At 38.4% G+C, this 26560-nt stretch carries 33 protein-coding genes and 1 pseudogene; 27 read left to right on the top strand and 7 right to left on the bottom strand.

Annotated features, from left to right (window positions below; translation table 11 throughout):
• Positions 1 to 21 precede the first annotated feature (21 nt).
• From treF to ACSLUK_RS06215, 6 genes are all read left to right on the top strand, one after another.
• Positions 22 to 1593 carry an alpha,alpha-trehalase TreF gene (treF, locus tag ACSLUK_RS06240; RefSeq protein ID WP_448547677.1) on the top strand — a complete coding sequence of 524 codons (1572 nt, stop codon included), beginning with the start codon at positions 22 to 24 and terminating at the stop codon, positions 1591 to 1593.
• A gap of 241 nt (positions 1594 to 1834) precedes the next feature.
• Positions 1835 to 3454, top strand: a complete 1620-nt coding sequence (locus ACSLUK_RS06235) for a PAS domain-containing protein (RefSeq protein ID WP_448547676.1) — start codon at positions 1835 to 1837, stop codon at positions 3452 to 3454.
• Positions 3441 to 5168: a sensor histidine kinase gene (locus ACSLUK_RS06230; RefSeq protein WP_448547675.1), complete on the top strand. Its 1728-nt coding sequence runs from the start codon at positions 3441 to 3443 to the stop codon at positions 5166 to 5168. Before ACSLUK_RS06235 ends, ACSLUK_RS06230 begins: the two co-directional genes overlap by 14 nt.
• A gap of 64 nt (positions 5169 to 5232) precedes the next feature.
• Complete coding sequence (locus ACSLUK_RS06225; RefSeq protein WP_448547674.1) at positions 5233 to 5649, top strand: response regulator; 417 nt, start codon at positions 5233 to 5235, stop codon at positions 5647 to 5649.
• 66 nt (positions 5650 to 5715) lie between these two features.
• On the top strand, positions 5716 to 7410 hold the full coding sequence (locus tag ACSLUK_RS06220; protein ID WP_448547673.1) for a putative bifunctional diguanylate cyclase/phosphodiesterase: 1695 nt from the start codon (positions 5716 to 5718) through the stop codon (positions 7408 to 7410).
• A gap of 190 nt (positions 7411 to 7600) precedes the next feature.
• A complete protein-coding gene (locus ACSLUK_RS06215; RefSeq protein WP_448547672.1) occupies positions 7601 to 9790 on the top strand; it encodes an OsmC domain/YcaO domain-containing protein in 2190 nt (729 codons plus the stop codon).
• A gap of 119 nt (positions 9791 to 9909) precedes the next feature.
• Here the strand turns inward: ACSLUK_RS06215 and ACSLUK_RS06210 are convergent, their stop codons facing one another.
• The gene (locus ACSLUK_RS06210) at positions 9910 to 10548 is read right to left on the bottom strand and encodes a dioxygenase family protein (RefSeq protein ID WP_448547671.1); all 639 of its coding nucleotides are present in this window, start codon (positions 10546 to 10548) and stop codon (positions 9910 to 9912) included.
• A 351-nt stretch (positions 10549 to 10899) separates the two neighbouring features.
• Here ACSLUK_RS06210 and ACSLUK_RS06205 point away from each other — a divergent pair, with 351 nt between their 5' ends.
• The 11 genes from ACSLUK_RS06205 to ACSLUK_RS06155 all read left to right on the top strand — a co-directional run bounded on the left by ACSLUK_RS06205 (position 10900) and on the right by ACSLUK_RS06155 (position 18307).
• The gene (locus tag ACSLUK_RS06205) at positions 10900 to 11574 is read left to right on the top strand and encodes a substrate-binding periplasmic protein (protein WP_448547670.1); all 675 of its coding nucleotides are present in this window, start codon (positions 10900 to 10902) and stop codon (positions 11572 to 11574) included.
• A 77-nt stretch (positions 11575 to 11651) separates the two neighbouring features.
• The gene (locus tag ACSLUK_RS06200; protein ID WP_448547669.1) at positions 11652 to 12383 is read left to right on the top strand and encodes a DUF4097 family beta strand repeat-containing protein; all 732 of its coding nucleotides are present in this window, start codon (positions 11652 to 11654) and stop codon (positions 12381 to 12383) included.
• A gap of 466 nt (positions 12384 to 12849) precedes the next feature.
• A complete protein-coding gene (locus tag ACSLUK_RS06195; RefSeq protein WP_448547668.1) occupies positions 12850 to 13386 on the top strand; it encodes an NUDIX hydrolase in 537 nt (178 codons plus the stop codon).
• A gap of 24 nt (positions 13387 to 13410) precedes the next feature.
• Complete coding sequence (locus ACSLUK_RS06190; RefSeq protein WP_448547667.1) at positions 13411 to 13941, top strand: hypothetical protein; 531 nt, start codon at positions 13411 to 13413, stop codon at positions 13939 to 13941.
• Positions 13942 to 13965: 24 nt separating this feature from the next.
• The gene (locus ACSLUK_RS06185; protein WP_448547666.1) at positions 13966 to 14607 is read left to right on the top strand and encodes a glutathione S-transferase family protein; all 642 of its coding nucleotides are present in this window, start codon (positions 13966 to 13968) and stop codon (positions 14605 to 14607) included.
• Between the two features lie 756 nt (positions 14608 to 15363).
• Positions 15364 to 15705 (top strand): hypothetical protein, encoded by a 342-nt coding sequence (locus ACSLUK_RS06180; RefSeq protein ID WP_448547665.1) that lies wholly within the window; start codon positions 15364 to 15366, stop codon positions 15703 to 15705.
• 114 nt (positions 15706 to 15819) lie between these two features.
• Positions 15820 to 16353: a DUF6985 domain-containing protein gene (locus tag ACSLUK_RS06175; protein WP_448547664.1), complete on the top strand. Its 534-nt coding sequence runs from the start codon at positions 15820 to 15822 to the stop codon at positions 16351 to 16353.
• A gap of 148 nt (positions 16354 to 16501) precedes the next feature.
• Positions 16502 to 16852: a zinc ribbon domain-containing protein gene (locus tag ACSLUK_RS06170; RefSeq protein ID WP_448547663.1), complete on the top strand. Its 351-nt coding sequence runs from the start codon at positions 16502 to 16504 to the stop codon at positions 16850 to 16852.
• A 134-nt stretch (positions 16853 to 16986) separates the two neighbouring features.
• Positions 16987 to 17424, top strand: a complete 438-nt coding sequence (locus ACSLUK_RS06165; RefSeq protein WP_448547662.1) for a hypothetical protein — start codon at positions 16987 to 16989, stop codon at positions 17422 to 17424.
• A 120-nt stretch (positions 17425 to 17544) separates the two neighbouring features.
• Positions 17545 to 17838, top strand: coding sequence for a hypothetical protein (locus ACSLUK_RS06160; RefSeq protein ID WP_448547661.1), 294 nt, complete (start codon positions 17545 to 17547; stop codon positions 17836 to 17838).
• Positions 17839 to 17965: 127 nt separating this feature from the next.
• Positions 17966 to 18307, top strand: coding sequence for a hypothetical protein (locus tag ACSLUK_RS06155; protein ID WP_448547660.1), 342 nt, complete (start codon positions 17966 to 17968; stop codon positions 18305 to 18307).
• 91 nt (positions 18308 to 18398) lie between these two features.
• Here ACSLUK_RS06155 and ACSLUK_RS06150 read toward each other — a convergent pair whose 3' ends face one another.
• Positions 18399 to 18716, bottom strand: coding sequence for a CcdB family protein (locus ACSLUK_RS06150; RefSeq protein WP_448547659.1), 318 nt, complete (start codon positions 18714 to 18716; stop codon positions 18399 to 18401).
• Complete coding sequence (locus ACSLUK_RS06145; protein WP_448547658.1) at positions 18716 to 18961, bottom strand: type II toxin-antitoxin system CcdA family antitoxin; 246 nt, start codon at positions 18959 to 18961, stop codon at positions 18716 to 18718. Before ACSLUK_RS06145 ends, ACSLUK_RS06150 begins: the two co-directional genes overlap by 1 nt.
• 168 nt (positions 18962 to 19129) lie before the next feature.
• Here ACSLUK_RS06145 and ACSLUK_RS06140 point away from each other — a divergent pair, with 168 nt between their 5' ends.
• The 3 genes from ACSLUK_RS06140 (at position 19130) to ACSLUK_RS06130 (ending at position 20951) form a co-directional block, all read left to right on the top strand.
• The gene (locus ACSLUK_RS06140) at positions 19130 to 19471 is read left to right on the top strand and encodes a hypothetical protein (RefSeq protein ID WP_448547657.1); all 342 of its coding nucleotides are present in this window, start codon (positions 19130 to 19132) and stop codon (positions 19469 to 19471) included.
• Positions 19472 to 20068: 597 nt separating this feature from the next.
• The gene (locus ACSLUK_RS06135) at positions 20069 to 20401 is read left to right on the top strand and encodes a hypothetical protein (protein ID WP_448547656.1); all 333 of its coding nucleotides are present in this window, start codon (positions 20069 to 20071) and stop codon (positions 20399 to 20401) included.
• Positions 20402 to 20522: 121 nt separating this feature from the next.
• Positions 20523 to 20951 (top strand): hypothetical protein, encoded by a 429-nt coding sequence (locus ACSLUK_RS06130; protein WP_448547655.1) that lies wholly within the window; start codon positions 20523 to 20525, stop codon positions 20949 to 20951.
• Between the two features lie 134 nt (positions 20952 to 21085).
• Here ACSLUK_RS06130 and ACSLUK_RS06125 read toward each other — a convergent pair.
• Positions 21086 to 21319, bottom strand: a pseudogene (locus tag ACSLUK_RS06125) (type II toxin-antitoxin system RelE family toxin); the annotation flags it as partial.
• Between the two features lie 43 nt (positions 21320 to 21362).
• Positions 21363 to 21611, bottom strand: a complete 249-nt coding sequence (locus ACSLUK_RS06120; protein ID WP_448547654.1) for a type II toxin-antitoxin system Phd/YefM family antitoxin — start codon at positions 21609 to 21611, stop codon at positions 21363 to 21365.
• 172 nt (positions 21612 to 21783) lie between these two features.
• On the opposite strand from ACSLUK_RS06120, the gene ACSLUK_RS06115 reads away from it, so the two are divergent.
• Together ACSLUK_RS06115 and ACSLUK_RS06110 are read left to right on the top strand one after the other, a co-directional pair.
• A complete protein-coding gene (locus ACSLUK_RS06115) occupies positions 21784 to 22203 on the top strand; it encodes a helix-turn-helix domain-containing protein (protein ID WP_448547653.1) in 420 nt (139 codons plus the stop codon).
• Positions 22204 to 22274: 71 nt separating this feature from the next.
• Entirely contained in the window at positions 22275 to 22688 is a 414-nt protein-coding gene (locus ACSLUK_RS06110) for a VOC family protein (protein ID WP_448547652.1), read from the top strand.
• Between the two features lie 98 nt (positions 22689 to 22786).
• Here the strand turns inward: ACSLUK_RS06110 and ACSLUK_RS06105 are convergent, their stop codons facing one another.
• Both ACSLUK_RS06105 and ACSLUK_RS06100 read right to left on the bottom strand, forming a co-directional pair.
• Positions 22787 to 23080, bottom strand: a complete 294-nt coding sequence (locus tag ACSLUK_RS06105) for a type II toxin-antitoxin system RelE/ParE family toxin (protein WP_448547651.1) — start codon at positions 23078 to 23080, stop codon at positions 22787 to 22789.
• A complete protein-coding gene (locus ACSLUK_RS06100) occupies positions 23080 to 23319 on the bottom strand; it encodes a type II toxin-antitoxin system ParD family antitoxin (RefSeq protein WP_448547650.1) in 240 nt (79 codons plus the stop codon). Before ACSLUK_RS06100 ends, ACSLUK_RS06105 begins: the two co-directional genes overlap by 1 nt.
• Before the next feature lie 161 nt (positions 23320 to 23480).
• Here ACSLUK_RS06100 and ACSLUK_RS06095 point away from each other — a divergent pair, with 161 nt between their 5' ends.
• From ACSLUK_RS06095 to ACSLUK_RS06075, 5 genes are all read left to right on the top strand, one after another.
• Complete coding sequence (locus ACSLUK_RS06095; RefSeq protein WP_448547649.1) at positions 23481 to 23837, top strand: hypothetical protein; 357 nt, start codon at positions 23481 to 23483, stop codon at positions 23835 to 23837.
• 13 nt (positions 23838 to 23850) lie between these two features.
• On the top strand, positions 23851 to 24930 hold the full coding sequence (locus ACSLUK_RS06090) for a serine hydrolase domain-containing protein (protein ID WP_448547648.1): 1080 nt from the start codon (positions 23851 to 23853) through the stop codon (positions 24928 to 24930).
• 152 nt (positions 24931 to 25082) lie between these two features.
• Positions 25083 to 25298, top strand: coding sequence for a hypothetical protein (locus tag ACSLUK_RS06085; protein ID WP_448547647.1), 216 nt, complete (start codon positions 25083 to 25085; stop codon positions 25296 to 25298).
• 400 nt (positions 25299 to 25698) lie between these two features.
• Positions 25699 to 25980, top strand: coding sequence for a hypothetical protein (locus ACSLUK_RS06080; RefSeq protein WP_448547646.1), 282 nt, complete (start codon positions 25699 to 25701; stop codon positions 25978 to 25980).
• Positions 25981 to 26021: 41 nt separating this feature from the next.
• Positions 26022 to 26384, top strand: coding sequence for a hypothetical protein (locus ACSLUK_RS06075; protein ID WP_448547645.1), 363 nt, complete (start codon positions 26022 to 26024; stop codon positions 26382 to 26384).
• Positions 26385 to 26560: the final 176 nt, after the last annotated feature.

Genomic DNA, 26560 nt, shown 5'->3' with positions numbered 1-26560 from the left:
GTGCTTAGTTCAGGAACAGACATGGTTGCAGCAAACAACAAACAAATTATCGACCAAACGACGACAGACTTTTTCGCGTCTGCATTATTTAAGCAAGTGCAAATGAGTGGACTATTTGCTGATAGCAAAACTTTTGTGGATGCTACGCCTAAGTTACCACTCAATGAAATACTCAAAAAGTTTAGCGAACTACAAACACAAAGCCAGCAAGAGGCCGTAGCTTCTTCCGAGTTGTTATCGTTTGTAGAACAATATTTTACGCTGCCTGATCAGACAGAGATAACATTAACTTCAGCTAGTAACAGTATAGAACAGCACATTTTTGAACTGTGGCCTGTGCTAACTAAACCTGCAGATAAACCTTCATATGATTCGCTATTAGCACTGAGTAAACCGTACGTAGTACCGGGTGGACGCTTTCGTGAAATTTACTATTGGGATAGCTATTTTACGGCGCTGGGCCTCATTGCTTCAGGTCGTCAATCAACTGTTGTGGCCATGTTAGACAATTTTGTCAGTTTGCAATCACGCTATGGTTGTATCCCTAATGGCAATCGGAGTTATTACCTGACACGTTCCCAGCCGCCCATTTTGGGTTTGTTAGTCGAACTATTGTTGCCCTTTCAAACGGACAAAGCATCTTTTATTAAGCAATATATTGGGAGCATTGAAAAAGAATATGCGTTTTGGATGGATGGAGACCACCTGTTAAATAATGACATAACGGCATATCGACGTGTAGTACGTATGCCCGATGGCAGTATTCTCAATCGCTATTGGGATGATAGCGATACACCTCGACCTGAATCTTACCGAGAAGATGTTGAGTTGTTTAGTGAGGCGTCGCCAGAAAAGCAGGAAGATTTTTTTCGAAATATTAGGGCGGCTTGCGAATCTGGTTGGGATTTCAGCACTCGTTGGCTTGGGCAAGATTACACTTTAGCTTCAATTCGAACCACACGGATAGTGCCTGTTGATTTGAATAGTTTGTTGTACAAAATAGAGTGTTTGTTACGTGAGTTTATGCTGGTACTTGGTCACACAAAGAAAAGCCACGACTATCAGCAAAAAGCACAGCGGCGTCAGCAAGCAATAAATCGTTATATGTGGTCTAGTGACCATGGTTTTTTTGTTGATTACGATATTGATTGCCAAGAACAGCAGAGTCGCCCTGTGCTGTCGTTAGCTGGTGCTGTACCTTTATTTGTGGCGTTAGCCAGTGACGACCAGGCTCAGCTTGTTGCCAAAAAGCTAGAACATGACTTCTTAAAAACCGGTGGTTTGGTGACAACGCTGGTTGAGAGCAAACAACAGTGGGATTCACCAAATGGTTGGGCGCCCCTACATTGGTTTGCTATTCAGGGATTGCTGAATTACGAAAATACAACACTCGCTGTAGACATTGCCACACGTTGGAACCGCACCGTTAAACAGTTTTTTGAGCAATCCGGAAAACTAATGGAGAAATATAATGTATGTCAGCTTCAGAGCAAGGCCAGTGGCGGCGAATATGATGTACAAGAAGGCTTTGGTTGGACTAACGGTGTGTACTTGGTGTTGGAAGCACTCATACAAAACACCCAAGAGAAATAGTTGTCTGAAAAGACGAGTTATCAATGCGTGTTAATTACCCCTAATTTATTGTATCGCATACAAGTTCACCAACGCATTACCCCAAGAAAAATAAAAGCATTTCATGATTTGGGGTTTCTAAAAATAGCCTCCTATACTTGTAACATCAAAAGAAGTATTAGGCGTGTGAAAACATACGCCAATACTTGCAAATTTAACCGCATGAACACAACTATTACAAAGTAGGATAGGGAACCGCCTTATGGACACTCGAACGGCATTCGTTGAAAAACAATCTACTCAACAGGCTTCTGACTATGCGCGAAGTCTGATTGAAGCGAGTCTTGATCCGCTCGTAACTATTAACCCTGAAGGTAAAATTACCGATGTTAACGAGGCCACTATCAAAGTCACCGGTGTTGCGCGACAAGACTTGATTGGCACTGATTTTTCAAATTACTTTACTGAGCCACAAAAAGCGCGTGAAGGGTATCAAAAAGTTTTCGATGAAGGTGCGGTAATTGATTACCCGCTAACGATTCGCCATAAAAACATGCGCTTGGTTGACGTGCTTTACAATGCGTCAGTGTATAAAGATGAAAATGGCAATGTACTTGGGGTGTTTGCTGCCGCGCGCGATGTTACAGAGCAAAAACATGCTTCTCAGTACGCACGTAGTTTAATTGAAGCAAGTTTGGACCCCTTAGTTACCATCAGCCCAGAAGGTAAAATTACCGATGTAAACCAAGCGACTATCAAAGTAACCGGTGTTGCGCGTGAAGAATTAATTGGTACTGATTTTTCAAACTACTTCACTGAACCGCAAAAAGCTCGGGAAGGCTACCAAAAGGTTTTTGAAGAAGGTTCGGTAATTGATTACCCATTAACAATTCGCCATAAAGATAAAAGCCTCACCGATGTGCTTTATAACGCATCTGTTTATAAAGACGACAAGGGTAATGTACTCGGTGTATTTGCGGCCGCTCGCGACGTTACTGAACAAAAACAAGCTTCCCAATATGCACGTAGTTTAATCGAAGCAAGTTTAGATCCATTGGTCACCATCAGCCCTGAAGGTAAAATAACCGATGTAAACCAAGCCACGATAAACGTAACGGGCATTACGCGTGAAGGCTTGATTGGCACTGACTTTTCCAACTATTTCACTAAACCTCAAGAAGCGCGAGAAGGTTACCAAAAAGTATTCGAAAAAGGCTTCGTCACGGATTATCCATTAACTATCAGACACAAAGATGGGCGTTTAATCGACGTACTATATAACGCATCTGTCTATAAAGATGTAACGGGCAATGTACTCGGGGTATTTGCGGCAGCTCGTGACGTAACAGAACAAAAACAAGCATCGCAATACGCACGTAGTTTGATTGAAGCAAGTTTAGACCCGCTGGTAACCATTAGCCCTGAGGGTAAAATTACTGACGTAAACCAAGCGACAATAAACGTAACAGGCATTACCCGCGAGGGCTTGATTGGCACCGACTTTTCTAACTATTTCACCAAACCGCAAGAAGCACGAGAAGGTTACCAAAAAGTTTTCGAAAAAGGATTTGTCACTGACTATCCATTAACTATCCGACATAAAGATGGCCGCTTAATCGATGTACTGTATAACGCGTCTGTTTATAAAGATGTAACGGGCAATGTACTCGGGGTGTTTGCGGCTGCTCGTGATGTGACTGCCCAACGTCAGGCAGAAGCAGAGGTCGCAGAACAGCGTCAGAAAGAGCTAGAGCGTTTAGCGGAATTGGAGCGATTCAGAAAACTGACGGTAGGCCGCGAACTTAAGATGATTGAGTTGAAGAAAGAAATTGCTGAACTTCGTAGCTTAATGGATCAAAAGGACATCAATGAGCAAATATAGCGTATCAGAAGTGCCAAGTTTCAGCACAACGGAAAAAGAACTTCAAGATCTGGAAGAAATGCAGCGGGCGACGCTCAACATTTTGGAAGATTTTGATGACGAAAAAAATGGGCTGGAGGATTTTCAACGCGCTACGTTTAACATTCTGGAAGACTTTAATCTTGAAAAGCGAGGGTTGGAAGAGTTTCAGCGAGCCACGTTTAACATTCTTGAAGATTTCAATCATGAAAAGCAAGGGTTGGAAGAGTTTCAGCGAGCCACCTTTAACATTCTTGAAGACTTCAATCATGAAAAGCAAGGATTAGAAGAGTTCCAACGCGCTACATTTAACATCCTTGAAGATCTTAACGACGAGAAACAACAACTTGAGCAAACACAACGCGCCACATTGAATATTCTTGAAGACTTCAATACAGAAAAAGAGCGTCTTGAAGATACCCAAAAGGCAACGCTCAATATACTAGAAGATTTTAACGCTGAAAAAGAAAAAGTAACCCAAGCTTACGAGGCGTTGCAAAAAGAAGTTAATGCACGAGAAGAAGCAGAAAAGTCGCGATTCTATTTGGCTTCAATTGTTGATTCGGCTGAAGATGCGGTATTCAGTAAGAGTTTAGACGGCACATTAACGAGCTGGAACAATGGCGCGGAAAAGCTGTATGGTTATACGGCTGAAGAGGCGATTGGTCAGCACATTTCTTTCTTAGTACCCGAAGGGCACAAAGACGAAGTGGCAAAATTCCTAAAACGGGTGATGAAAAACCAGAAAGTAGAGCACTATGAAACAGAACGCGTAAGAAAAGACGGTAGTGTAGTGAGTGTGTCACTGACCTTATCTCCGATAAAAGATGGCCAAGGACGTACCATTGGTGTGTCGACAATTGCCAGAGATATTACCGAGAAAAAGCGCGCAGAAGAAAATTTAAGACGAGCACGAGACCATTTGGAATTGCGCGTAAAAGAACGAACGCAGCAATTAGAACACGAACGTGAAGCACTGGCACGTTCGAATGCTGACTTAGAGGAATTCGCTTATATAGCCAGCCACGACCTTAAAACACCGCTACGAAATATTCAAAGTTTGTCTCGTTGGATAGAAGAAGACTTAGGGGATACGCTTACGGGTGAGCCGAAGAAAAACATGGAAATGTTAAAATCACGGGTGCGGCAGTTAAATACGCTGTTAGATGATTTACTCGCGTATTCTCGTATAGGAAGAATGTCTGAAACGGTTGCTATAGTTGATAGTTATCAACTGGTCACCGACATTGTCTCGCTGTTTGAAAACGATGAACTTGATTTGCATGTAAGTATTGACAAAAGCCTGCCCAAGTTTGCTACCCAGAAAGCCGTTATCGAACTCGTGTTTCGCAATCTCATTAACAATGCCATAAAGCACCATGACCAAAACATAATACATTTGCAGATAAAGTGTGTAGATAAGCAAAGCTTTTATACGTTTTCGGTTTCTGATGATGGCCCAGGCATACCAGAACAATATCACAAACGCATCTTTGGCATGTTTAAAACTTTGAAAACGCGCGATAAGGTTGAAGGTAGTGGTATGGGACTCGCCATTATTAAGCGAGCAATAGAAAGTCAAGGCGGGCAAATTCGTGTTAAATCTAAAGAAGGCACACGTGGCTCTGCTTTCAGCTTTGATATTAAAAAGCTCGATGATGACGGTGAGTTTATACAAAAGGGTAATTTAATTTAAGGTGCAGGGTGATGTAATGATAGCAGAGCAAAGTACAATAATAATCGCAAAGAAGGAGGCACATATGGCCAAAAAGGAAGTAAGCTTTTTGCTGGTTGAGGATAATGAAGTTGATATTATGGACGTACAACGAAGTTTTAGAAAAGCAAAGGTAGCCAATCCAATTCATGTAGCCAGAGATGGACTTGAAGCGCTTGAATTGTTACGCAGTGGAAAAATTCCTAGTCCTTATATTGTTTTGATGGACTTGAATATGCCGCGTATGGATGGCATCGAATGTATTAAGGAGATTCGAAACGATGATGCTTTGCGCCGTTCAGTCATTTTCGTTTTGACAACATCTGCTGCCGATGAAGATAAATTCAAAGCGTATGACTTCAATATTGCGGGTTATATCGTTAAAACGGAGTCTGGCGAAGCATTTACCGATGCCATTACGATGCTCGATAGTTATTGGCGAGTGGTCGAATTGCCTTGTTAGTAGGTCAGGCTAACCTCACATGAAACAACAAGTGCAAGCGAGTACCAACAAGCGTCAGGGCGGTTCATGAGAATATTGATTATTGACGACAATAGTGTTGATCGAGAAGAGACAAAGCGAGCATTATTAGATGCTTCAGTAGAATGTCAGTTTTGTGAGGCTGAATCGGTAAAAGAAGGCTTAAATTTACTGAGCAATCAACCCTTTGATGTTGTTTTATTGGACTACCTTATGCCTGAGCAAGATGGCATTGAATTTTTGCATGAGCTCAACGCGCATCCTTTGGAAGCAGCCACCGCAATTATTATGGTCAGTGCGGTTGAAAATGAAATGCTTGCACTAGAATGTATCCGAGCTGGTGCCCAAGACTTTCTGGTTAAGTCAAAAATAACTGAACATCTACTTTGGCGTAGTATCATTCATGCGCAAGCACGTTTTGAACTAAAACTGCAACTTCGAGAAAGTTACTTGAGTGCCAAAAGGTTATCAGAAAGAGACGCATTAACTGGCCTAATGAACCGACGCTCTTTTGAAAAAACGCGACAAATAGCCGTTACCAACTTGCCTCGCGGCACGGGCATGATGGCAATTTTGCTGATTGACATCGATAACTTCAAAAGTGTGAATGATAACTATGGTCACGGCGTTGGCGATGAATTGTTAAAACAAATCGCTCGTAGAATACAAGGCGTAATGCGAGGACATGAGTTACTTGCTCGCATCGGTGGAGATGAGTTCGCCATCATTCTCACAAATATCAGCAAGTTTAAAATTGCAGGTGACATTGCCAAACGTATTCTCAATTTATTTAAAACACCATTCATCGTTAATAAAAACACCATCGACAGTGCGTGTAGTATTGGTATTGCACTGCATCCAACCGCCGAACATAGTCCGGAAGATCTCATTAAATTTGCCGATCTAGCAATGTATCGCGCTAAGTGTTTAGGCAAAAATCAATTGTGCTTTTTTGAAGAAGGCATGCAAAAAGATTTTCAAAAACGGATTAGGTTGGAGCAAGAGCTAAAAGTTGCCATAGAAAAATCCGAATTTTTTCTCGAGTATCAGCCCATATTTGACACTAGTCAAAATGACATTATTGGCGTAGAAGCGTTAATCCGTTGGCACAAGAACAATGAAATACGTTATCCTGAACGTTTTATTGCCGCTGCTGAAAGCTCTAAACTTATGGATGAAATAGGGCTGTGGGTCATTGACGAAGCAATCTCACAATTTGCGAAATGGCAATCCCTAGGAAATGTAGACCTATTCCTGTCAATAAATTTGTCTGTGATTCAATTGATTGAATCCGATTTAGTAGCAGCACTTCTTGAGATATTGAGAAAACACGGAATAAATCCAGATCGCTTAGTTTTTGAAATTACAGAAAAGGCATTAATGTTAGAACAGTTTAAAGAAAAACCAAGCGAAACAATTACCCAATTAAGTCAGTTGGGATGTAACATTGCGTTAGATGATTTTGGTACGGGATATTCTTCTCTCTACTATTTACAAAACTTTCCAATTGACTGTGTAAAGATTGATAAGTCGCTTATTTTGGCATGCGAAGAACCTGAAGCGAAAAAGGTGCTGAACGCCATAGCCAACATGGTACAGTCTTTAGGTTTAGACTTAATTGCGGAAGGCATTGAAACACAAGAAAGTTTGGCAATGTGTAGAAGTATAGGTATGCATAAAGTTCAAGGGTTTTATTTGTCTAAGCCGGTAAGCGCTGAAAAAATTACTATGTTGTTGAGTTAGTGTAATTTCATACCTTTTGATATTTACATATGCGCATTTATTTCATTGAAGACGAAATTTATCCAAGACTATTGCCTCGAAAACAAGGATAATTAGCACAATTGTAATTTTTGCGATTAGCTGATGCTCTCTGAATATCAAATTTGAGCCATACCTGCTAACTTGCTGCTGCTAAATTAGGCACTATCCTATGGAAATCAAAGTAAATTTTCTCGATAACCTTAGAATCGAAGCGAAGTTTGACGACTTCACCGTGATTGCTGATCAACCGATTCGCTATAAAGGGGACGGTTCAGCGCCAAGCCCATTTGACTATTTTCTTGCATCATCTGCACTTTGTGCGGCTTATTTTGTGCGTGTTTACTGCTTATCGCGTGACATTCCTACAGATAATATACGCCTATCACAGAATAATATTGTTGACCCTGAAAACCGATATAACCAAATTTTTCAAATCCAAGTGGAATTGCCCGAAAGTATTTCTGAAAAGGATCGTGAAGGTATTTTACGTTCTATTGATCGTTGTACCGTTAAGAAAGTTGTGCAGACAGGGCCTGAATTTAGAATTGAATCTGTAGAAAGTTTGGAAGAAGACGCGCAAGCAATGTTAATGGGACAACCAGATGACAATGCGAGCACGTTTATCCTAGGTAAAGATTTACCGCTTGAACAAACAATCAAAAACATGACGGGGATTTTGGCTGAACTCGGCATGAAGATTGAAATTGCGTCATGGCGTAATATTGTACCGAATGTATGGTCGTTGCATATTCGAGATGCAGCGTCGCCAATGTGTTTTACCAATGGTAAAGGTGCAACCAAAGAAAGTGCATTGTGCTCTGCACTTGGCGAGTTTATTGAACGTTTAAACTGCAATTTTTTCTATAACGATCAGTATTTCGGTCCAGAAATCGCTAACAGTGAGTTTGTTCATTACCCCAACGAAAAATGGTTTACGCCAGGGGAAAATGATGAACTACCCGAAGGGATTCTTGATGACTATTGTTTGGAAATATATAACCCAGATGGTGAACTTCAGGGCAGCAATTTAATCGATACCAACTCAGGTAACAAGGCGCGTGGCATTTGTGCGATTCCTTATGTGCGTCAGTCTGATGGTGAAACAGTATATTTTCCTTCAAACCTTATCGAAAACCTGTTTTTAAGCAATGGTATGAGTGCAGGTAATAACCTGTATGAAGCGCAAGTACAATGCTTGTCAGAAATATTTGAACGTGCAGTGAAACGTCAAATTATTGAGCAAGAAATTGTGCTACCAGATGTGCCTCAAGCAGTACTAGAAAAGTACCCAAACATATTAGCGGGTATTAAAGGGTTGGAAGAACAAGGTTTTCCTGTGGTGGTGAAAGACGCCTCACTAGGTGGGCAATTCCCTGTGATGTGTGTCACATTGATGAACCCTAGAACTGGTGGTGTGTTTGCTTCTTTTGGTGCTCATCCTAGTCTTGAGGTGGCGCTTGAGCGCAGCCTAACTGAACTCTTACAAGGCAGAAGTTTTGAAGGGCTTAATGATGTACCTAAGCCAACGTTCAACAGTATGGCGGTGTCAGAGCCAGAAAATTTTGTCGAGCATTTTATCGATTCAACTGGTGTAATTTCATGGCGCTTTTTCAGTAATAAGTCTGATTATGAATTTTGTGAGTGGGATTTTTCTGGCACCAACGAAGAAGAAAACGATTGCTTGATGGGAATTTTAGAGTCGTTAGGTAAAGAAGTTTATATCGCCGTTTTTGACCAGTTGGGCGCGACCGCGTGTCGTATTTTAGTGCCTGATTACTCAGAAGTTTATCCTGTGGAAGATTTGGTGTGGGATAATACGAACAAAGCCTTAGATTACCGCGAAGACATCTTAAATCTGCATAAGCTAGATGATGAAGCATTAGTCAGCTTAGCTGAGCGCTTAGAAGAAAGTCAGCAAGATAATTACATTGATATTCGCACCTTAATCGGTATTGAGTTTGACGAGAATACGGTGTGGGGACAACTGACTATTCTTGAGCTGAAAATATTGATTTATTTGGCGATAGGCGAACTGGAAGCTGCCATTGAATTGGTAGAAGAGTTTCTGCAATTCAATGACAATACCGTTGAGCGAGGATTATTCTATCAAGCTGTGCATGCAGTGTTAGAAGTCACGTTAGATGAAGAGCTTGAATTAGATGATTTTATTGATAACTTCAATCGCATGTTTGGCGAAGAAAAAATGCGTAATGTGGTAGGCTCGGTAACTGGTGATGTGCGTTTCTATGGCCTAACACCAACCAGCATTAATTTAGAAGGGCTTGATAAACACTTGCGCCTCATTGAAAGCTATAAAAAGTTACATCAGGCGCGCAAACGTTTAGCTTCTAACGCTTAGCCTGAAAAATTTAATTTAATCCATAGCGCTTATTCAAACAAGATACGAATAAGCGCTTTGCTGTTCTTCTAACTCATAGTCATTAGCTACTACATTTCCTATCGATACACCGCTAGTTTCTACACTTTTTCCATGTAAATGTTATAGATAAATTGATTTGTGCCTGCTATTTTCTGAGCAGTCATTAATTTTTGTTGCTCGGATGATTTTCGTTGATATAACCCATCTGTTTGATTTAATGGTTGGTCTGTAAAATACATTTGGGTGAGTATGGCTTCATAACCGTGCTTACCAATTTTAAAGTGGATATGTGGCGTGCGTTGATTTTTCGCGCCCATAGGGTAAGCGCCGGGCATGACTGTTTTAAATTTGAATTTGCCCTGCGCACCACTTTGAATAATCGCCCAAGATTGAAAATTTTCATCAACGGGTGCATCGCTGTCGTCATGAGGGTGATGGTATTTGCCGAACGAGTTTGCTTGCCACAAATCAATGGTAGCGCCTTCCACGGGATTGCCGTTAGTATCGAATACCTGACCAAATACCTCGATAATTGTACCTTTGGCTACACCCGATTTACCGGCAACTTTTGTTAAGTCGGCATCTTTATCTTTTTGCGGGGTGATAGGGTAATAGGGCCCTTGTGCATCTCTTGGCGTACTCATTTGCGTTTGAGCGAGGGAACTCGCCGCAATAAAAGTAGCCACAGAGCCTGCAAAACCTTGCTTAAGAAAATTACGGCGTTTTTTTGATTCCATTTATTATTCTCTCTTTAAGTTCAGCTAAGTTAAAAACGCTTAGCTCGCTCATACATCTGTGTTGGCGAGCGTTTATGTTACAAGTTATAAGCTTAAAGTTAGTTGTAAAGGCGCTATTAATCCTAAAATTAATCTAATATTGGCAAAAAATAGAAAAATTATAACTTTTGATTATGTTAAGGCGAACCGTTGAAAGGCTCAGTGCGGCACTCAAATTGGTATGATATGAGTATCATCAACTATGCTTGCAAATATGCATTTGATTAGTGGGTAAATTTTGCCCTGTTATTTTTGGTTGATTTGTGTACAATACGCGGCCGATAACGACGTGTCTTTTAAGTAGGTTTTAGCTTGAAGCAGTATAGGCTCATCATCTTTTTCTGTTTGCTGTTTTCCGTGTTTGCGTTGCGATGTGTTGCGATGTCGTCACTAACGCTGATGGCTTACGATATTCCAGATGTTTTACAGTCGAACAAACAAGGCATGTACGACAAGCTAATTGCAAAAGCGGCAAGCAACCAGCAGCAGCCATGGGACTATACTATTGCCCCTCCTGCACGAGTTGATGAAATGTTCAATCAAAAACTTGTTGATTGCATAATTCCTTTTGACACGGCATTTCACCAAAATAAACAAACTATCAATACGTTACCGCTTTACGTGGCCACAGCTAGAATATACTCTCGTCGTCAAATTATCCAACAGCTACAAGATTTGAAAGGGCTTAGAGTAGGTGCGAGAAAAGGGATGCTTTATGGCCCCGAATTCGACAAATTAAAATTAAACGTTAATTATGTTACACGGATTGAACAAAATATTGATATGCTGTCGGCTGACCGCATAGATGCCTTTGTTGCATGGTCGCCTGATGCAGAAGCAGCGATGAATAAAAAAGCCGTAACATTTTTGAGAAGTGAACCGTTTATTGCGCATAATGACGCATTTTTATGTCATGACACGCCAAAAACTCGTGCCTTTGTTGCACAATTTAATCAGGGGCTCAAAAGCATCACTAAAAAAAATTAAATTGCGTTTAAACCTTTTGTGTATAACGCGCGACTAAATGGAAAACTCACACAATAATAATTCGTTAAGGACAATACATGAAAAAACTACTAGGGGTATCTTTACTCATAGCCAGTGGAACAATTTTCGCTTTCGCTCACGACAATAGCGACGAACGTAATGGACATAAAAAACATATCGAACATAGACATCACGATTACAATTATGTTGAATCAAAAACGCTTTCTATGGATGCGTCTGCGTTCAAACAATTTGTTATTGAAGCTGGTGCGGGTAGTTTAAATATTATTGGTAGTGATCAAACTGACATTACCGTAACTGCCGATGTGTTTAAAAAGTCAGACGATACGGATTACTGTTTGTCATTAGAGGCACACAATAAAGAAGTGATCGAATTGGCTGCCAATACCTGTGAACAAAAAAGCATGGTTGCAGATACGTTAATTGATTTGGAAGTTAAGGTACCATCTTCAATGCTAACGAAGGTGACAGACTCATCTGGTTCGTTACGTATTGAAAATGCAAGCATTGTATCGATTAAGGATGGCTCAGGATCAATCAAGGTAGCGCGTAATCACTCGTCACTTACCATAGACGACGGTTCAGGTAGTATCACCATCGCCAATGTTAATGGTGATCTTTCGATTGAAGATGGTTCAGGCAGTATTAGTATTGAACATGTCGTAGGGCACGTAACAATTGATGATGGCTCTGGTAGTATTTCTGTTAACGATGCAACCAAATTCACATTAATTGACGATAGCTCGGGCAGTGTTAGCCTACGTAATATTAAAGAGAGTACTCACTAGCATTAATCGAGTTAGTGAATAAGAACTAAGGCAATCTAGCAGGTTGCCTTTTTTAATTGTTACCTAATAACATAAAAATTACTGACCTGTTACACCACATTCGAGTAGAATAAGCGCCAATTTTAGTAGTAATACCAAGTGAAATAAATATTTGACCAGTTCAGAGCTATGTCAGGGAAGTTAGAACAAAGCAAATTGATGCTGTTGTAGTCATTCTCCACCAAAGAAATTTGTGAAGTTATCACTTTCCTAACAAGCTCCCAAGGGCGAGTTTAAAAGGCTTATATGCGGCGTTATTGATTTTAACAAGGGAATAACCATTCTTTGCAATCAATGCCTTGCCTCTAAGCCTTTTAATTCTCGCTGAATGATCAAATACTTAATTCAATTGGTATAAGTTAGCGCATGCGCTTCAGTAACACATCTAAGCTGTTAAGTGATTAAGCGCATAGCCGATGAGATAATTATGCGATTGTTACAATCTACCGTTCATCCTGCAATAACCGATTTATCGGCTTCAAGTTTTAATCGAAAAGCGACCCGCGCAATTGTTCTTAATGGCGAAGATATACTGCTACTCTTTACTGAGCGATATAACGACTACAGCTTACCTGGCGGTGGCATAGACCAAGGAGAGTCTCACATAGATGGTTTGATTCGTGAATTGAAAGAGGAAACTGGCGCGCAGAATATTCGCAACATCAAAGCCTTTGGATTATATGAAGAGTTTCGACCGTGGTACAAGAAAGACTACGACATTGTGCACATGGAGTCGTATTGTTATCAGTGCGACATCGATGAAACGCTGCTATCGCCGAAGTTGGAATCTTATGAAATAAGCAATGGTATGCGCCCGATATGGATCAACATTCATCAGGCCATTGCACATAATGAACTCACGATGGCTGAAAGTGAAAAGAAAGGACTTTCGATAGAGCGAGAAACCTTTTTGTTAAAGCGAATCGTTGATGAACTTATTGTTGAAACCACGCTAGTAGACTAATCAAACCAGCAAGGACGCGGCCTAATGAAAACAGTTAACATCCCCAAATTCTTACATGAAGTACTTGGCGAGCGTCAGTCGAAGATTGAAGTAATTGCCATACTAATGTTTGCCGGTATTGGCGGATTTGCGATATTTAACTTGGCTGACTTGTCTTTGAATCGCTGGCCTCCCATTATCGCTTTTATTCTTATTGTTGACGTACTAGCTGGCTGCATTGCCAATTTCACACGAGGCACGAATAACTTTTATGCCGCCAGACCTAAAAACCGCATAGTTTTTATTGCCATTCATATTCATTTATTAGCCATTGCTTGGTTGCTTGAAGCTCCGTTGATTGACGCATTTGTGATATGGGGCTACACAATGATTAGTGCACTGATTGTTAATCATTTATATGGTAAAAAATACCAGCATTTCATTGCGGCTAATTTAATGTGTTATGGCCTATTACTGTCGGTGTTTTTGTCTCTTGAACAGTGGTTTTTATTGGTGAGCTTGTTTTTCATGATTAAAGTTATGTACAGCTTTGCCGTTGATCACTATTCAGAATAAGCATTGATTAAACAAAAGGAGAATGTGTTGTACAAGTTATATTACTATCCGTTAAACGCCAGTATGGCACCGCATATTGTGCTCAAAGTACTGGGCGTTGATTTTGAATTACTAACCGTTGATAGAGATAATAATGCCCAGAAATCGAAAGAATACTTGGCGCTAAATCCAGCAGGGCGTATTCCAACACTTGTTGCTGGTGAGCAAGCGATATTTGAGAGTCCTGCCATTTGCGTATATTTAGCTGAAACTCATCCAGAAGCAAAACTGATCCCATCGATAGGAGATATTAATAGACCACAGTTCTTTCAATGGTTGATGTATCTCACCAATACGCTACAAGCAGAGCAAATGGTTTATTTTTATCCGGCGAGACATACATCGGATGATTCAGCAGTTGACGCCATTCGCGCAACACAAGCACAGCGTGTTGCAGACATTTTTGCGTTATTGGATAACGAGTTGGTCGGTAAGGATTATTTAGTCGGCGACTCGGCAACAGTGTGTGATTATTTCTTATTTATGCTGGTTTTTTGGTCGGATGGATTCAAAAAAATGGCATTAGATTATCCACACTTAACTAAGTATTTTCAGCACCTAGTGCAAGACTCTGCGGTAAAGCACGTTTGTGAAGTTGAAGACTGTGATTTGTCGGATTTTCAATAAACGTATTATAAAAAGGCTTTCGAACGCTTAAAACGATTGAGAAAGTTAGTTAATAACTGCTTCACAGCCTTCAATTAAATTATACATAGAGTAAACGGAATCAATTAGATGAATGATAAGTTCGACGACTAAGACCAGTTAGTTGCAGAGCTTAACGCGCTAAGAGTAAACACGAGAACATTCATTTATTACGCAATTTGCGTAATATTGTTTTTCTTATTTCAGTATTTTTATTTGGAAACAGATATGAGCACAAATAGCCTATATCTAGTGTTTATTTTTGTGCTTGGCATATTTCGAGGTGAGTATGCTAATAGTGTGAAGTTGAATCAACGCATTGACTTGATTATAGAAAATAACAAGACCAACTAGTAAGTATGAGTGACTACGTTAAAACGGTTTATGGCAGCTTGTGCGTATAACATCACGCTGTATTTGACGAAGTTGAAGTGAACTTTCGGCTCGCTACGTAAAACAACAGAATGGCTCGAATATCTAATAGCAAACTATAGCTTATTGAATTTCCGATTAATTTTTATCTATAGAACTCTACATAGCGAGCCATTCGTATTCTCGAATAAGTAATAGGCACGCTATGTAAAAATAGCAAATCGTTGAAGGTATCGTTGTTACGTGCTAAGTTCTTAAAATTATTAGACTAAAGCGTGGATTCACATGTCAAAAATTTTAGATTGTCGACAGTTTAATTCGGTATTCACGCTAATGAGCTGTTATAAGCCCTCGAAGGATTGATTCATGATTCAAAATTTTGCTAAGGCAGTTGGTTCATTATGTCTGCTAGCAGCATTTATCGTAGTTTTACTCATCCTAATAACGATGTTTCAAGTCTTATATACTCCAGATGCAGTTGGTGCTGTAGCCGTTGTTAAAGATTTTTTATCTGCACAACTTCCGTTAATTTCTTCTGACATTAAGGGGAGTAGTGACAATATTAATGTAGACCCTTCGGCTAGATTAATTGTAGTTTATTTTGTTGCCACAATAGGGTTGTTGGCATTGAGTGGAGTTCTGAGTACTTTAATTAGGGGCGGTGTAATGCTTTTAAAATTTGCACCAACAGATGATAAGGGCATATAACAAGTCAATAATAGTGATTCCTTAAATTTGGCATTTTTAATTGCAAACGGCGCAATAAAACTGCCAAACTACGTCACACAATATTGAAGCGTTATATTCACCAAGGAGAGTATCGTGTTTAACGTTAAGGAATTGGAATTTCCTGAAATCACTACTGATGAATTTTTTAAATATACTTATAAAAAAGTAGATGGATTTTCTGGTTTGCAAGTTCGTAACGGTGCATACGGAGCTATTTCAAGTCCTGATAAATCTGATGGTCGAGTTCACTTTTGTTGCGATAAAGAGTTATCAACAGAGGTATTTTTCGATGTTATAAAATGGATAGAGCAAAATGGACGTGAAATATTACGTCTTTCGCTTGATTCGTTTGTCGACCAATATTGGGAAATGCGTGAATTGGTAATTGAAAGTCTTATCGATGAAAAACCAGATGATGTAGTTCCACATATTTCTAATTCCATAGAGCTTAAGAATTTATGCGGCATTGTTGCTGTCCACGTAAAGGGGAGTGGTTCACCAACTCAGCCACGTTTTGGTATCGAGTTTGGTTGTAACTGGGAAGATGAGCATGGTGCAGGTTCGGCTTTTGAAGGACTTAACTTAATTGAAAGTGGGTACGCCTCAGATGCTTTTGACTTTGAGTAAAGGTGAATATAACAAGGCAATAATTGAGATTCCTTAAATTTGTCATTTTATATTGCAAACAACGCAATTAAACTGCCAAACTACGTCACACAATATTGAAGCGTTAGGTTACTCAGAAGTTTGGTAGTAAATATAAGGATAGTAGTAAATGAGGGATTTCTTAAGATTTTTTGGACCACTGTGTGTTGTTGTCGGTGGTGTCTTCGCAATAATTGGCTTTGTTAGCTTCTTTCGAGCATTTGGGAATCATGGAACGGCAGAGTATTTTTGGTGTGCGTTTGTAGGACTCCCTTTGGTTGGCGTAGGGGTTAAAATGTGCAAAATAGGTTATCTCAAACCTATCGCTGATTATGTGGTGAATGAAACAGGAGGAGCTTTATCAAAAGCTAGTAGCATAATTAAAAATGCTAATACTACTAATTCCTTCTGTACAAGTTGTGGGAATGAAAATAGTCAGAGTTCAAAATTTTGTAGTAGCTGTGGCGCAAAAGTAACCTAACAAGCCAATGAATCAGATTCACCAGGCATGTCATGCCATTTGCTGAGCAAATCGCCCGCCAGCACTTGGTTCACTTATTATTGGGGCGTTATATTGCTAAAAAAGTATGGTGTATTTTCAGCTTTGGAGAATAAATGAAAAAGGAACTTACAGATATATTTGAAATTGATTCAGTTCTAAAAACTCTCGGTCTTTGTGTGCTAACAATAGGATCATATTTAATATATAAACTTTACCGTTTTTCAAGCCAAATCAATGAGCATACAGAGCTTAAAATACCTAATTATTTTATTCTTACTACAGTGATTTTATTTACCATTTCATTAGGTAGTTTGATTTACGGTTTAGTTAATATTCATGATTTATCGATTTTAAAAAGCTCAATTGGTATTCATTTGGTTTCAAGTGTTTTTGATGTAACGTGGATAATTATGGTCCGCAATCGTATAAACCAAATTTCAGGTTCAAATAAAGGTGACATACTTTGGTTAAATCCATTTATTACATCAATTTTTCATGTAATCTATATGCAACATAAAATTAATCAAAGTTTGGTTAAAGCCGCAATATAACAAGGCAATTATGCGAGGGACGTCTAAAGCTTGGCTGGCGCTCATTCTTCGCTAATTTTAGCCAAGCTTAATACGCCCCATATTGCGGCGTTATAAGTAATCAAAGGATAGGAGTCACGGATGAATTTCAGAGCTTTTTCGATAAAGCGTTTTCTGGTTTTATCTTTAATATTTAATCTGCCACCAATACTTGCTGTGACAAAAATTGGGCTATTATTTTTGCCTTTATTGTTCTGGGTAAATATCCCCGTTTTGTGGACAGGTGTTGCAAAAGCAATGGGTGAAGCACATTTTAAAATCGAAGAGTTTGGTGCATTACCTCAGTCAGTGACAGCGTATGTAGTTATAATTTTATTTTGGCTTTTGTTGGCGGGTTTGATTACCTTAATAACAAGTAAAAAGAAGCAAGAGTAAATTACTTATAACAAGCGCATTAAGTATTGGACGCAAAACACTTGGCTTGCGTTCGTACCTCACTGATTTTAGCCAAGTATTTTCGCGCCACTTATGCGGGCGTTATAAGCCCTCGAAGGATTGATTCATGATTCAAAATTTTGCTAAGGCAGTTGGTTCATTATGTCTGCTAGCAGCATTTATCGTAGTTTTACTCATCCTAATAACGATATTTCAAGTCTTATATACTCCAGATGCAGTTGGTGCTGTAGCCGTTGTTAAAGATTTTTTATCTGCACAACTTCCGTTAATTTCTTCTGACATTAAGGGGAGTAGTGACAATATTAATGTAGACCCTTCGGCTAGATTAATTGTAGTTTATTTTGTTGCCACAATAGGGTTGTTAGCATTGAGTGGAGTTCTGAGTACTTTAATTAGGGGCGGTGTAATGCTTTTAAAATTTGCACCAACAGATGATAAGGGCATATAACAAGTCAATAATAGTGATTCCTTAAATTTGGCATTTTTAATTGCAAACGGCGCAATAAAACTGCCAAACTACGTCACACAATATTGAAGCGTTATATGCCCGTAATGGCAAAGTCGATCGCTGCAATAATCTCGTCTCTTAATGACTCAACTGATCCAACAGGATCTTTGAGTAATTTGGATGGCATTGAAGCAATTTGAGGTGTGAGTAAAATATACTGTTCATTTTCATATTCAATCAATGGAGTTAAACCATCCATTTGCTCATTTTTAAAATGCTTGAATTTTCCTAAAGGGATCACAATTCTTGTTGTAATATCGCTAATTAAAGCATTCTGAATATCAATAATATACGGATATGCATCGCGGCTTTTTTTACTTGGGTTTGTATATACATCAAACTGCGACATTAGAATTCTCTAAATTCATCGCCAAAACACCCATTCTCACCCACAAAATCATTGTAGGCTTGTATGGCATTTTTATTTTCTTTTACCCACTTTTTAGCTTCAATACTCTTTAATTTATCCTTTAATGCTTGCTCTAAAGTTGCAGATAAATTAATGTTAAGTGCTCTTGTTCTTTTTAGTAAGTCACTATTTAGGCTAAGATTTGTTGCCTTTTTTGGGGCATCAAAGTCGTATAATGATTGCATAATATGTCTCCAAGTAATTATTGCATTAAGTATGCGCATTCTAATGCGTATTGTAAAGGGCATATAACAAGGCCATCAAGAACGGACATAAATTAGTAGGCCATGTTCGTTCCTCACAATTTTAGCCAACTAATTTAGGCCGCTTATGGCGGCGTTAGAGTTCCTTAGATGTCATACGATAAAATCATAGTCAGTGAAAATGGCGAAGAGTTTCCATATTCAGAATCATTTGACGATGACTCATATTATTACGAAGTGAGTATCGTTCTTGATGATCGAGATGGTGAACTGTTTATTTCAAAGTGGGGCTCCCATATTGAATTTGATGATGACGGAAGTTGGTTAGATTTTAAAATCGCACCTAACGAATTTTTTCCAAATCAAAAAGAGTTAACGCATGACAATATACTCTCTTACATGGGGACTTTGCTAGATAGAGAGTCTGAAGGTAAGGTATTGTCAAAAGAGGAGGTAGAGAAGCATTACCACAGGTTTTTAAAATCAGAGTAATGAAACTCTAACAAGAGAATTAATCGTGATTCGCCATAGTTTGTCATTTTTAGTTGCAAACAGCGCAATAAAATTGCCAAACTACGCTCACACATTATTCAGGCGTTAGGTGAACTACAGGGAAAGGTGTATTGAATAGGTTTTTGTTCAAATATTATTGGTTAGCATCCTCTTTAACCGCTAAACTATTTTGGTTAATTGTCCCCTTGATATTCATATCAATTGAATTGTTCATTCCGTTTTTAATATTCGTCATTGCGTTCGGCTGGTCTTCAATTCTAATTTCTTTTTTCTTCAAATGCCCAAGCTGCGATAAACGTGCTCTAGTGCATACGGGGAAGGTTAAAAAACTGATAACCTCGAGCCGTAGTAAATTTAAAGTTTGGCTTGTTCCTAACGAGCTAATTTTTAGCTATTTTTATTGCTGCAAGTGTGGTCATAAAATAGAATCAAAGGCATAGTTTGGTGTATTATCCATACAAGGCCATGAAGAACGGAACCGTAATTGTTGGCTCGGTTTCGCTTCGCTTCACATTGTAGCCAACAATTACTTGTCCACTTATGGTGGCGTTAGCTTACTAAACGGAATTCCCCAAATTGAAGAAGTTATTCTTAATCATAATCAAACCATTAGAGTGGCACATTTATTTGATTGCGATTCTATGTATTGTTTGGCTGTACTTAGTTATTGTTTTATGTCCAACCTTCATCTTAACTTTTGTTGGGGCGCTTTGTTTAAATTTTGTATTTACTGATATGTCTTTAGAAACACTATATTACTTAGCTGCAATTGGTGCCGTACTGGGGCTTATATGGGCAGAAAATATCAGAAGGAATATGGGCATACTGACTTTTCATTCATACTTGTTATCTACTCCTGAAATTGATGGTTGGAGAAATAAAAAAGGTGAAAGAATAGTTAGAACGTAAGCTAACAAGAATTAATCGTGATTCGCCATAGTTTTTCATTTTTAGTTGCAAACAGCGCAATAAAATTGCCAAACTACGCTCACACATTATTCAGGCGTTATAAGCCCTCGAAGGAGTTAAGTTGGAACCCGAAGGAATTTTATTATCAATATTTCGCTATTTTTATAAAAAAAGAAAAGCGACATTTGTTGAAGAAACTAAGCCTAAGCTAAAGTGGTTTCCCAAGTATGTGGTTCCACTTAATCTACCAATAGGTATTACTATAGATGCCGACACCTTAGAGGTTATCCTTGCTGCTTCTGGTTTCACATTTCAATATACCACGAAAAATAATATTTACTTCTCAAGAGGAAAAGCATGGGGTGATCTTTCAATTAATTATATAAAAATAAACCTCATATTTAATAAAGAACTGAATAGAAACTCACTGATACAAGTAGAAGTGGCGGACGTTTGTTTATTCGATACTGGTGATTTGTGGACATTATCATCCGAACTCGCAACGTGTTTTTCCGAGTACAAGCAAGTCGAAAAATTAAAAGCTAGCTGAGTATGGAGTAATATACAGCTAACACATATGAGCCGTAGCTCTGTCAATAAGCAATAGTGTTTCATTTTTAGTTGCAAACAGCGCAATAAAATTGCCGAACTACGCTCACACATTATTCAAGCGTTATGAGTTTCTTAGTTGTTGCGCTTCATTGCAGCCTTGTAAACTTTTCCGTTGTCTCGCTTACCTACTGAAATTACCGTTACAGTTATCACTTCATCGTTTACTTCGTAAACTAAACGGTAACTGGCTTGTCTGAGCTTTATTTTATAAAGCTCATTGGCGCCAGATAGTTTTTCGCTTGGAATGTGTGGATTTTCTAAAATTTCAGATAACTTTTTCTTAAACTGGTTTTGTGTCGTGGCGTCAAGCTTCTTCCATTATTTCAGCGCAGATTTTTTAAATTGCAGTTCATAGCTCATCTAAATTAACCTTTATGCTTTCCTCGTTCTTGCGACTTTCGGCAATACTTAATAGCTCAAGGTCTTCTATATGATCCATTAAAAACTCGTATGTATCTGCTGGTATGCAATAAAAAGCAGGCTCGTTTCTATTTAGCACTGCAATAGGTTCACCGTTTGCGCTTAATGCAACTTTCATAGGGTTTGCTTTCAACTCACTAATACTAGCGGCTGTTTCAGTTAAAATTCTAGTAGTCATGCTAACCTCGGTATTATTAACAGGTCTTTTAGTTGGTCTTATTGTAGCTCTCGAAACATACAAGGCAATTAAACGGACAAAAAACAGTTGGCTGTTCTCACTGCAATCGTTATTCTAACCAAAAGTTTTTTGCCGCTCATGCGGGCGTTAGTCGAACAAATAAGCGTATTTCATGGCTACGAACTATAAATTTAAAAGATTGAATGCTGGCAGGGATTATATTGCCGACAATTATCAAGCGCCGATAAGCTTATCTGATATGGCAAAGAACTCATACATGTCGCCTTATCATTTTTTGCGTGTTTTCAAAGAGACTTATGGAGAAACGCCTAACGAGTTCTTAATTCGGCTTAGAGTCGAACAAGCTAAAAAAATGCTTATTACGGAGAATTTTAGTGTCTCAGAAGTCTGTGAGAAAGTCGGTTACGCAAGTCTTGGTAGCTTTTCTTCTTTGTTTTTGAAACAAACCGGTATGGCACCTACTTTATATCGTCGTAAGCTTTGGGCTTTATCTACTGAAGCATACTGTTTTCCTTCGCAAGTTATACCTGCATGCTACGCCTACCATTTTTTGGGTAAATTAGCTAAATGAGCAATATTGGAGAAATATCGTTTTTATTATTTCTATAAAATAAAGATGAATTAACAACAGGGAACAAATAGATGATCACATCCATAGCACATACAACAATATATGTACTTAATCAGGAAGAAGCGCTTAATTTTTATAAAAACAAGCTCGGTTTCGAGGTCGGTGACGACATGAAAATTGAAGGAGGCTTTCGATGGCTAACGGTATACCCGAAATCTAAACCACAAACTCAGCTAGTTTTGGCAGAGCCAAAAGAAGGGCCGATGTTCACCAAAGACTCAGCCGAAAAAATACGAAGTTTAATCGAAGACGGCGCATTTGGAGCGGGCGTTTTCGAAACTGAAAATTGCCAAAAAACGTACGAAGAGCTAATGTCTAAAGGCGTGGAGTTTATCCAACCTCCGACAGAAGAGCTATACGGCGTCGAAGCTATGGCCGTTGACAACTCTGGGAACTGGTTTAGTTTGGTTCAACGGGTAAAATAAAATATAAGTTACTTAAACGAACGCTACACAGTTGGTTGGTGTTCGTTCCTCACTATTTTAACCAACTATTATACGCCGGTTAAGCGCGCGTTTTGTTTTCAGAGAGCTTGGTTAACGTCCATACTTTTGTGTAAAATTCTCACAATCAAAATTTGGTTTGTTTTGTGCTCTTTATAAAAAATTATATGAATACCTTGAGGGGGCTTTCGATAGCCTTCTATTACATAATCGCAATTTACTCCTAACATAGGCGCATCAGCAAGCTGATGAAAAGAATTATCTAACTGTTTTAAATATTCATTCCTTTGCGCTGTTCCCCAAGTTAATTGAGTATATTTGGCTATTTGAATTAAATCGCTCTTGGCTTTTGCTGATAGCTCAAATTTTGACATTAGTGGTTTTCTTTATCTAGCTCTGAAATTAAAGAATCATATGAATAATCAGCGACGCCACTGTTTTCGCCTTCGACAAGCATATTACGTAAATTAAGCATTTTTACTTCCTGATCTTCCAGTGCTCTTAAGCCTGCACGAACCACTTCACTAGCGGAACCATACCGACCAGAGCTAACTAGCTGACTTATAAACTGATCAAAATGTTCACCTAATGTTACGCTTGTATTTTTCGCCATAATATAAAACCTTACAAGTACCAATATATATTGGATTATGGTATAAAAAATATCGCAAGGCAATTAAGCGGACAAAAACAATTGGTTTTTGCTCCTTCGCCGCTAATTTTAACCAACTATTTTTAGCCTCTAATGAGGCGTTAGCAGTTTCAGAGGTTCATTTGAAGTACGAAGTAGTTGGTAATTGGTTCGAAGATGATTTTGCTAATTTAGACCCGTTACTGCAAAAATTACATATATCAGGCGGAGAGCTCAGCGGAAAGATTGAAATCTCATACGGAAATGGAGTTGCTGGTTTAATTGGCAAAAGACTAGCTAAAAAAAAGAAACTTCCTTCTCAAGGAGTACACGATTTATCAGTTTCTATTTCGCATTCTGACGCAGGGCTCCATTGGAATAGAAAATTTAATGATAACAACATAGTTGAATCATTATTTGTACCTTCTGGTAATAAAAAAGTGGCCATTGGATCGAAACTACCGGTCGTTGGCAGCAGTTCAAAGCAAGTTTTAATCTAGGAAGGAGCTAGTAGTGCGTAAATTCACAACTCAAATGCTTTTGTTTTTATTTCTCAATTTAATAAGTTTTATTTCTCTAGCTAGCAATGAACCGCAAGACAATAAAAACTCTCTTGTGGATAAACTAAATCAAATTTTGTCAATGCAAGAAGAAGATAGACCAGGAATTAGTGTACTTGTTAAAAAAGACAATGATGTGATATTTAAATTAAGTAAAGGGCTTGCAAATAAAGGAAAGAATCTATCAATAAATACCAATACGGGATTTAGAATAGGCTCAATTAGTAAGATTTTTACTGCGTTGGCAATTATGACATTAGTGGAGCAGAAACAGATTTCTCTAAGCGATCAAGTAACTGATTATGTTCCAGAATTACCCGTAGGTTGGAAAGATATTACGATAAATCATTTGCTATCTCATAGGGTATATCTTTCTGACGACTTCTTCTCAGACTCAAACCTAAATTTAGCAAACTTGTCTACAAACCAAGATGTTATAAAATTTATTTCCTCAAATGAAATTAAGGTTAAACCACAAGCTTTCGACCAAGCGGTTTATTGTAATAGTTGTTACGTATTGTTAGCTGAAGTTATTGCAAAAGTAAGTCGAATTAGTTTTTCCGAATATTTGAGTGAGAATATTTTTGTTCCTGCAAATATGAGCAGTAGCTACATCGTCGAGAAGGGCGTCACTATTAAACTTAGTGACGCCCTTAATTATGCCAAAACGGAATCTTTTTTTGGAATAAATCAATTTACCACTGGGGCAATGGCACAAGTTAGTAGTATTGAAGACTTGAATAATTTTATAGTTGCATTGAAAGAGGGAGAAATTATTAGTCAAAAGTCGTTAAGTTTAATGACTAAAGTTCATAGTTATACAGGCGACGATGGCACCTTTGGTCTCGGTTGGGTTGTAGGTTGGGGGGATGAGCCGTTTTATTCTCATGGCGGTTCACAAGATGGTTATCAAACAGAGTTGTTTTTTCATCCGAAGCACGATCTTGAAGTTGCTATTTTAACGAATGGTGGTGATAAGACTTATGAGCTAAAAGCGAAAGTGATGAGAACAATTATTACCCACTATAATTAAGTTTTGTTTAATACCGTCTAACATGAGTTTTTAAGTCGGACAAACTATTGTTGGCTTTTTGTTCGTTCTTCACTTATTTTAGCCAATAGCCATTTTCCGCTTAAAACGGCTTTCAGCCTATTATGAGTATGATTTTCAACTGGAGAAATGAAATGGATTCGAATTCGAAAGTAAACAAAAATAAAAATATTCCAATATTAATGTTAAGTTGCGGTTTGTCAGTAGGTACAGGGGTAGGGATATCATTAGGCGTTGTCTTTGGTAATATTTCTATTGGTATTTCCATTGGCGCAGGTGCAGGATTAACATTTGGTATGTTTCTATATCAATATTTCAACTCTAGAATTTGTTGCGACAAAGCAAAATAGCGTAAAAAAACATAATAAGCTGTTTCACATGGATTATTCTCAAAAAATTGTCATTTTAAGTTGCAAACAACGCAATAAAACTGCCAAACTACGCCACGCTATATTGAAGTGTTAGAAGTCATAGTTTGTCGGTCAAATATCGAAAACTAAAAGGAATTGTTGTGTTTTATTTTGAAGCTATTGCATCTGTACTTTTTGTCATTTTAACAGTGGTAGGGTATAGAAAGAATAGTCGTAATTTGATGCTTGTAGCGTCAATTTTTTTGTTAATGGGCCTTGCAGGCCCTGACTTTGTGAAAGGATTTCAAGACGGCTATCATGCTAGCGGTAAAGCTTAGTAACAAACTGATTAGTAAGAATAATACTCTTAGCATGGCGATACTTAACGGAGGTTTATCAGATGGAATTGAATTCAATTGAAGATGTCAATGCGCTAACCGAATATCAAAAAGTAGCGCAAATTCAACACATAGAGAAAAAAATTCATCGACTTAGTTTCGTTCCAGAAATTACATGCGCAATATTAATCTGCTGGGCGTTTTGGGAGATGTGGTTGGGTCAACCTAATTGGTCACCCGTAAATATTTTTTTCATTGCATCAGCGCTTGTTACTATTGGCCATTCAAATGTACAACGCACAGACTTATTACGGCAGCTATTTGAGTTAAAATACGGCAAGTAGTTTACGTATTACACGGGAATTTTGTATTAAACGCAAAACACTTGGCTTGCGTTCGTATACAACTGATTTTAGCCAAGTATTTTTACGCTGCTTATGTAGGCGTGAGTTTTCAAAGAGGATTTGAAGCTGTGGATATTTTAAACTATATGGATAGTTGGATTGCTGTATTTGTTGTAATAGGAGTGGTAAACGTATTACTACGAGTTGCAATATCAAAGGGCTACTTTGTTAAAGTTGAATATAGTCATTCAAAAAGATTATTTTGGGCTTTGTTAAATTCAGCCATCATTTCATCAATGTATTTTATTTCGGGAAGTATCTATTTTCTTGTTTTAGCCGTTGTATGTGGTCTTTATGTGTATTCAAGAACACATCACCATGCATTTAGGCCTAATAAAAACTAACAAACCATTTAAGCGGGACATTATTCTTAATCTGCTTTGGTGAACATCTTGTAGTGGTCAAGTAAAATTGGCCACGGTTTTATAGTTTTCCCAGTATCTTTTTTCAGATTCGTTTGGAGTTAAGCCTCCGTTGTATTGATGCGGTCGCAATTGATTATAGTAACCCACAATATATC

The organism is Thalassotalea fusca (assembly GCF_053485835.1).
The sequence above is the reverse complement of the archived record's forward strand: the minus strand, read 5'-3'. Positions and strand labels throughout refer to the sequence as shown.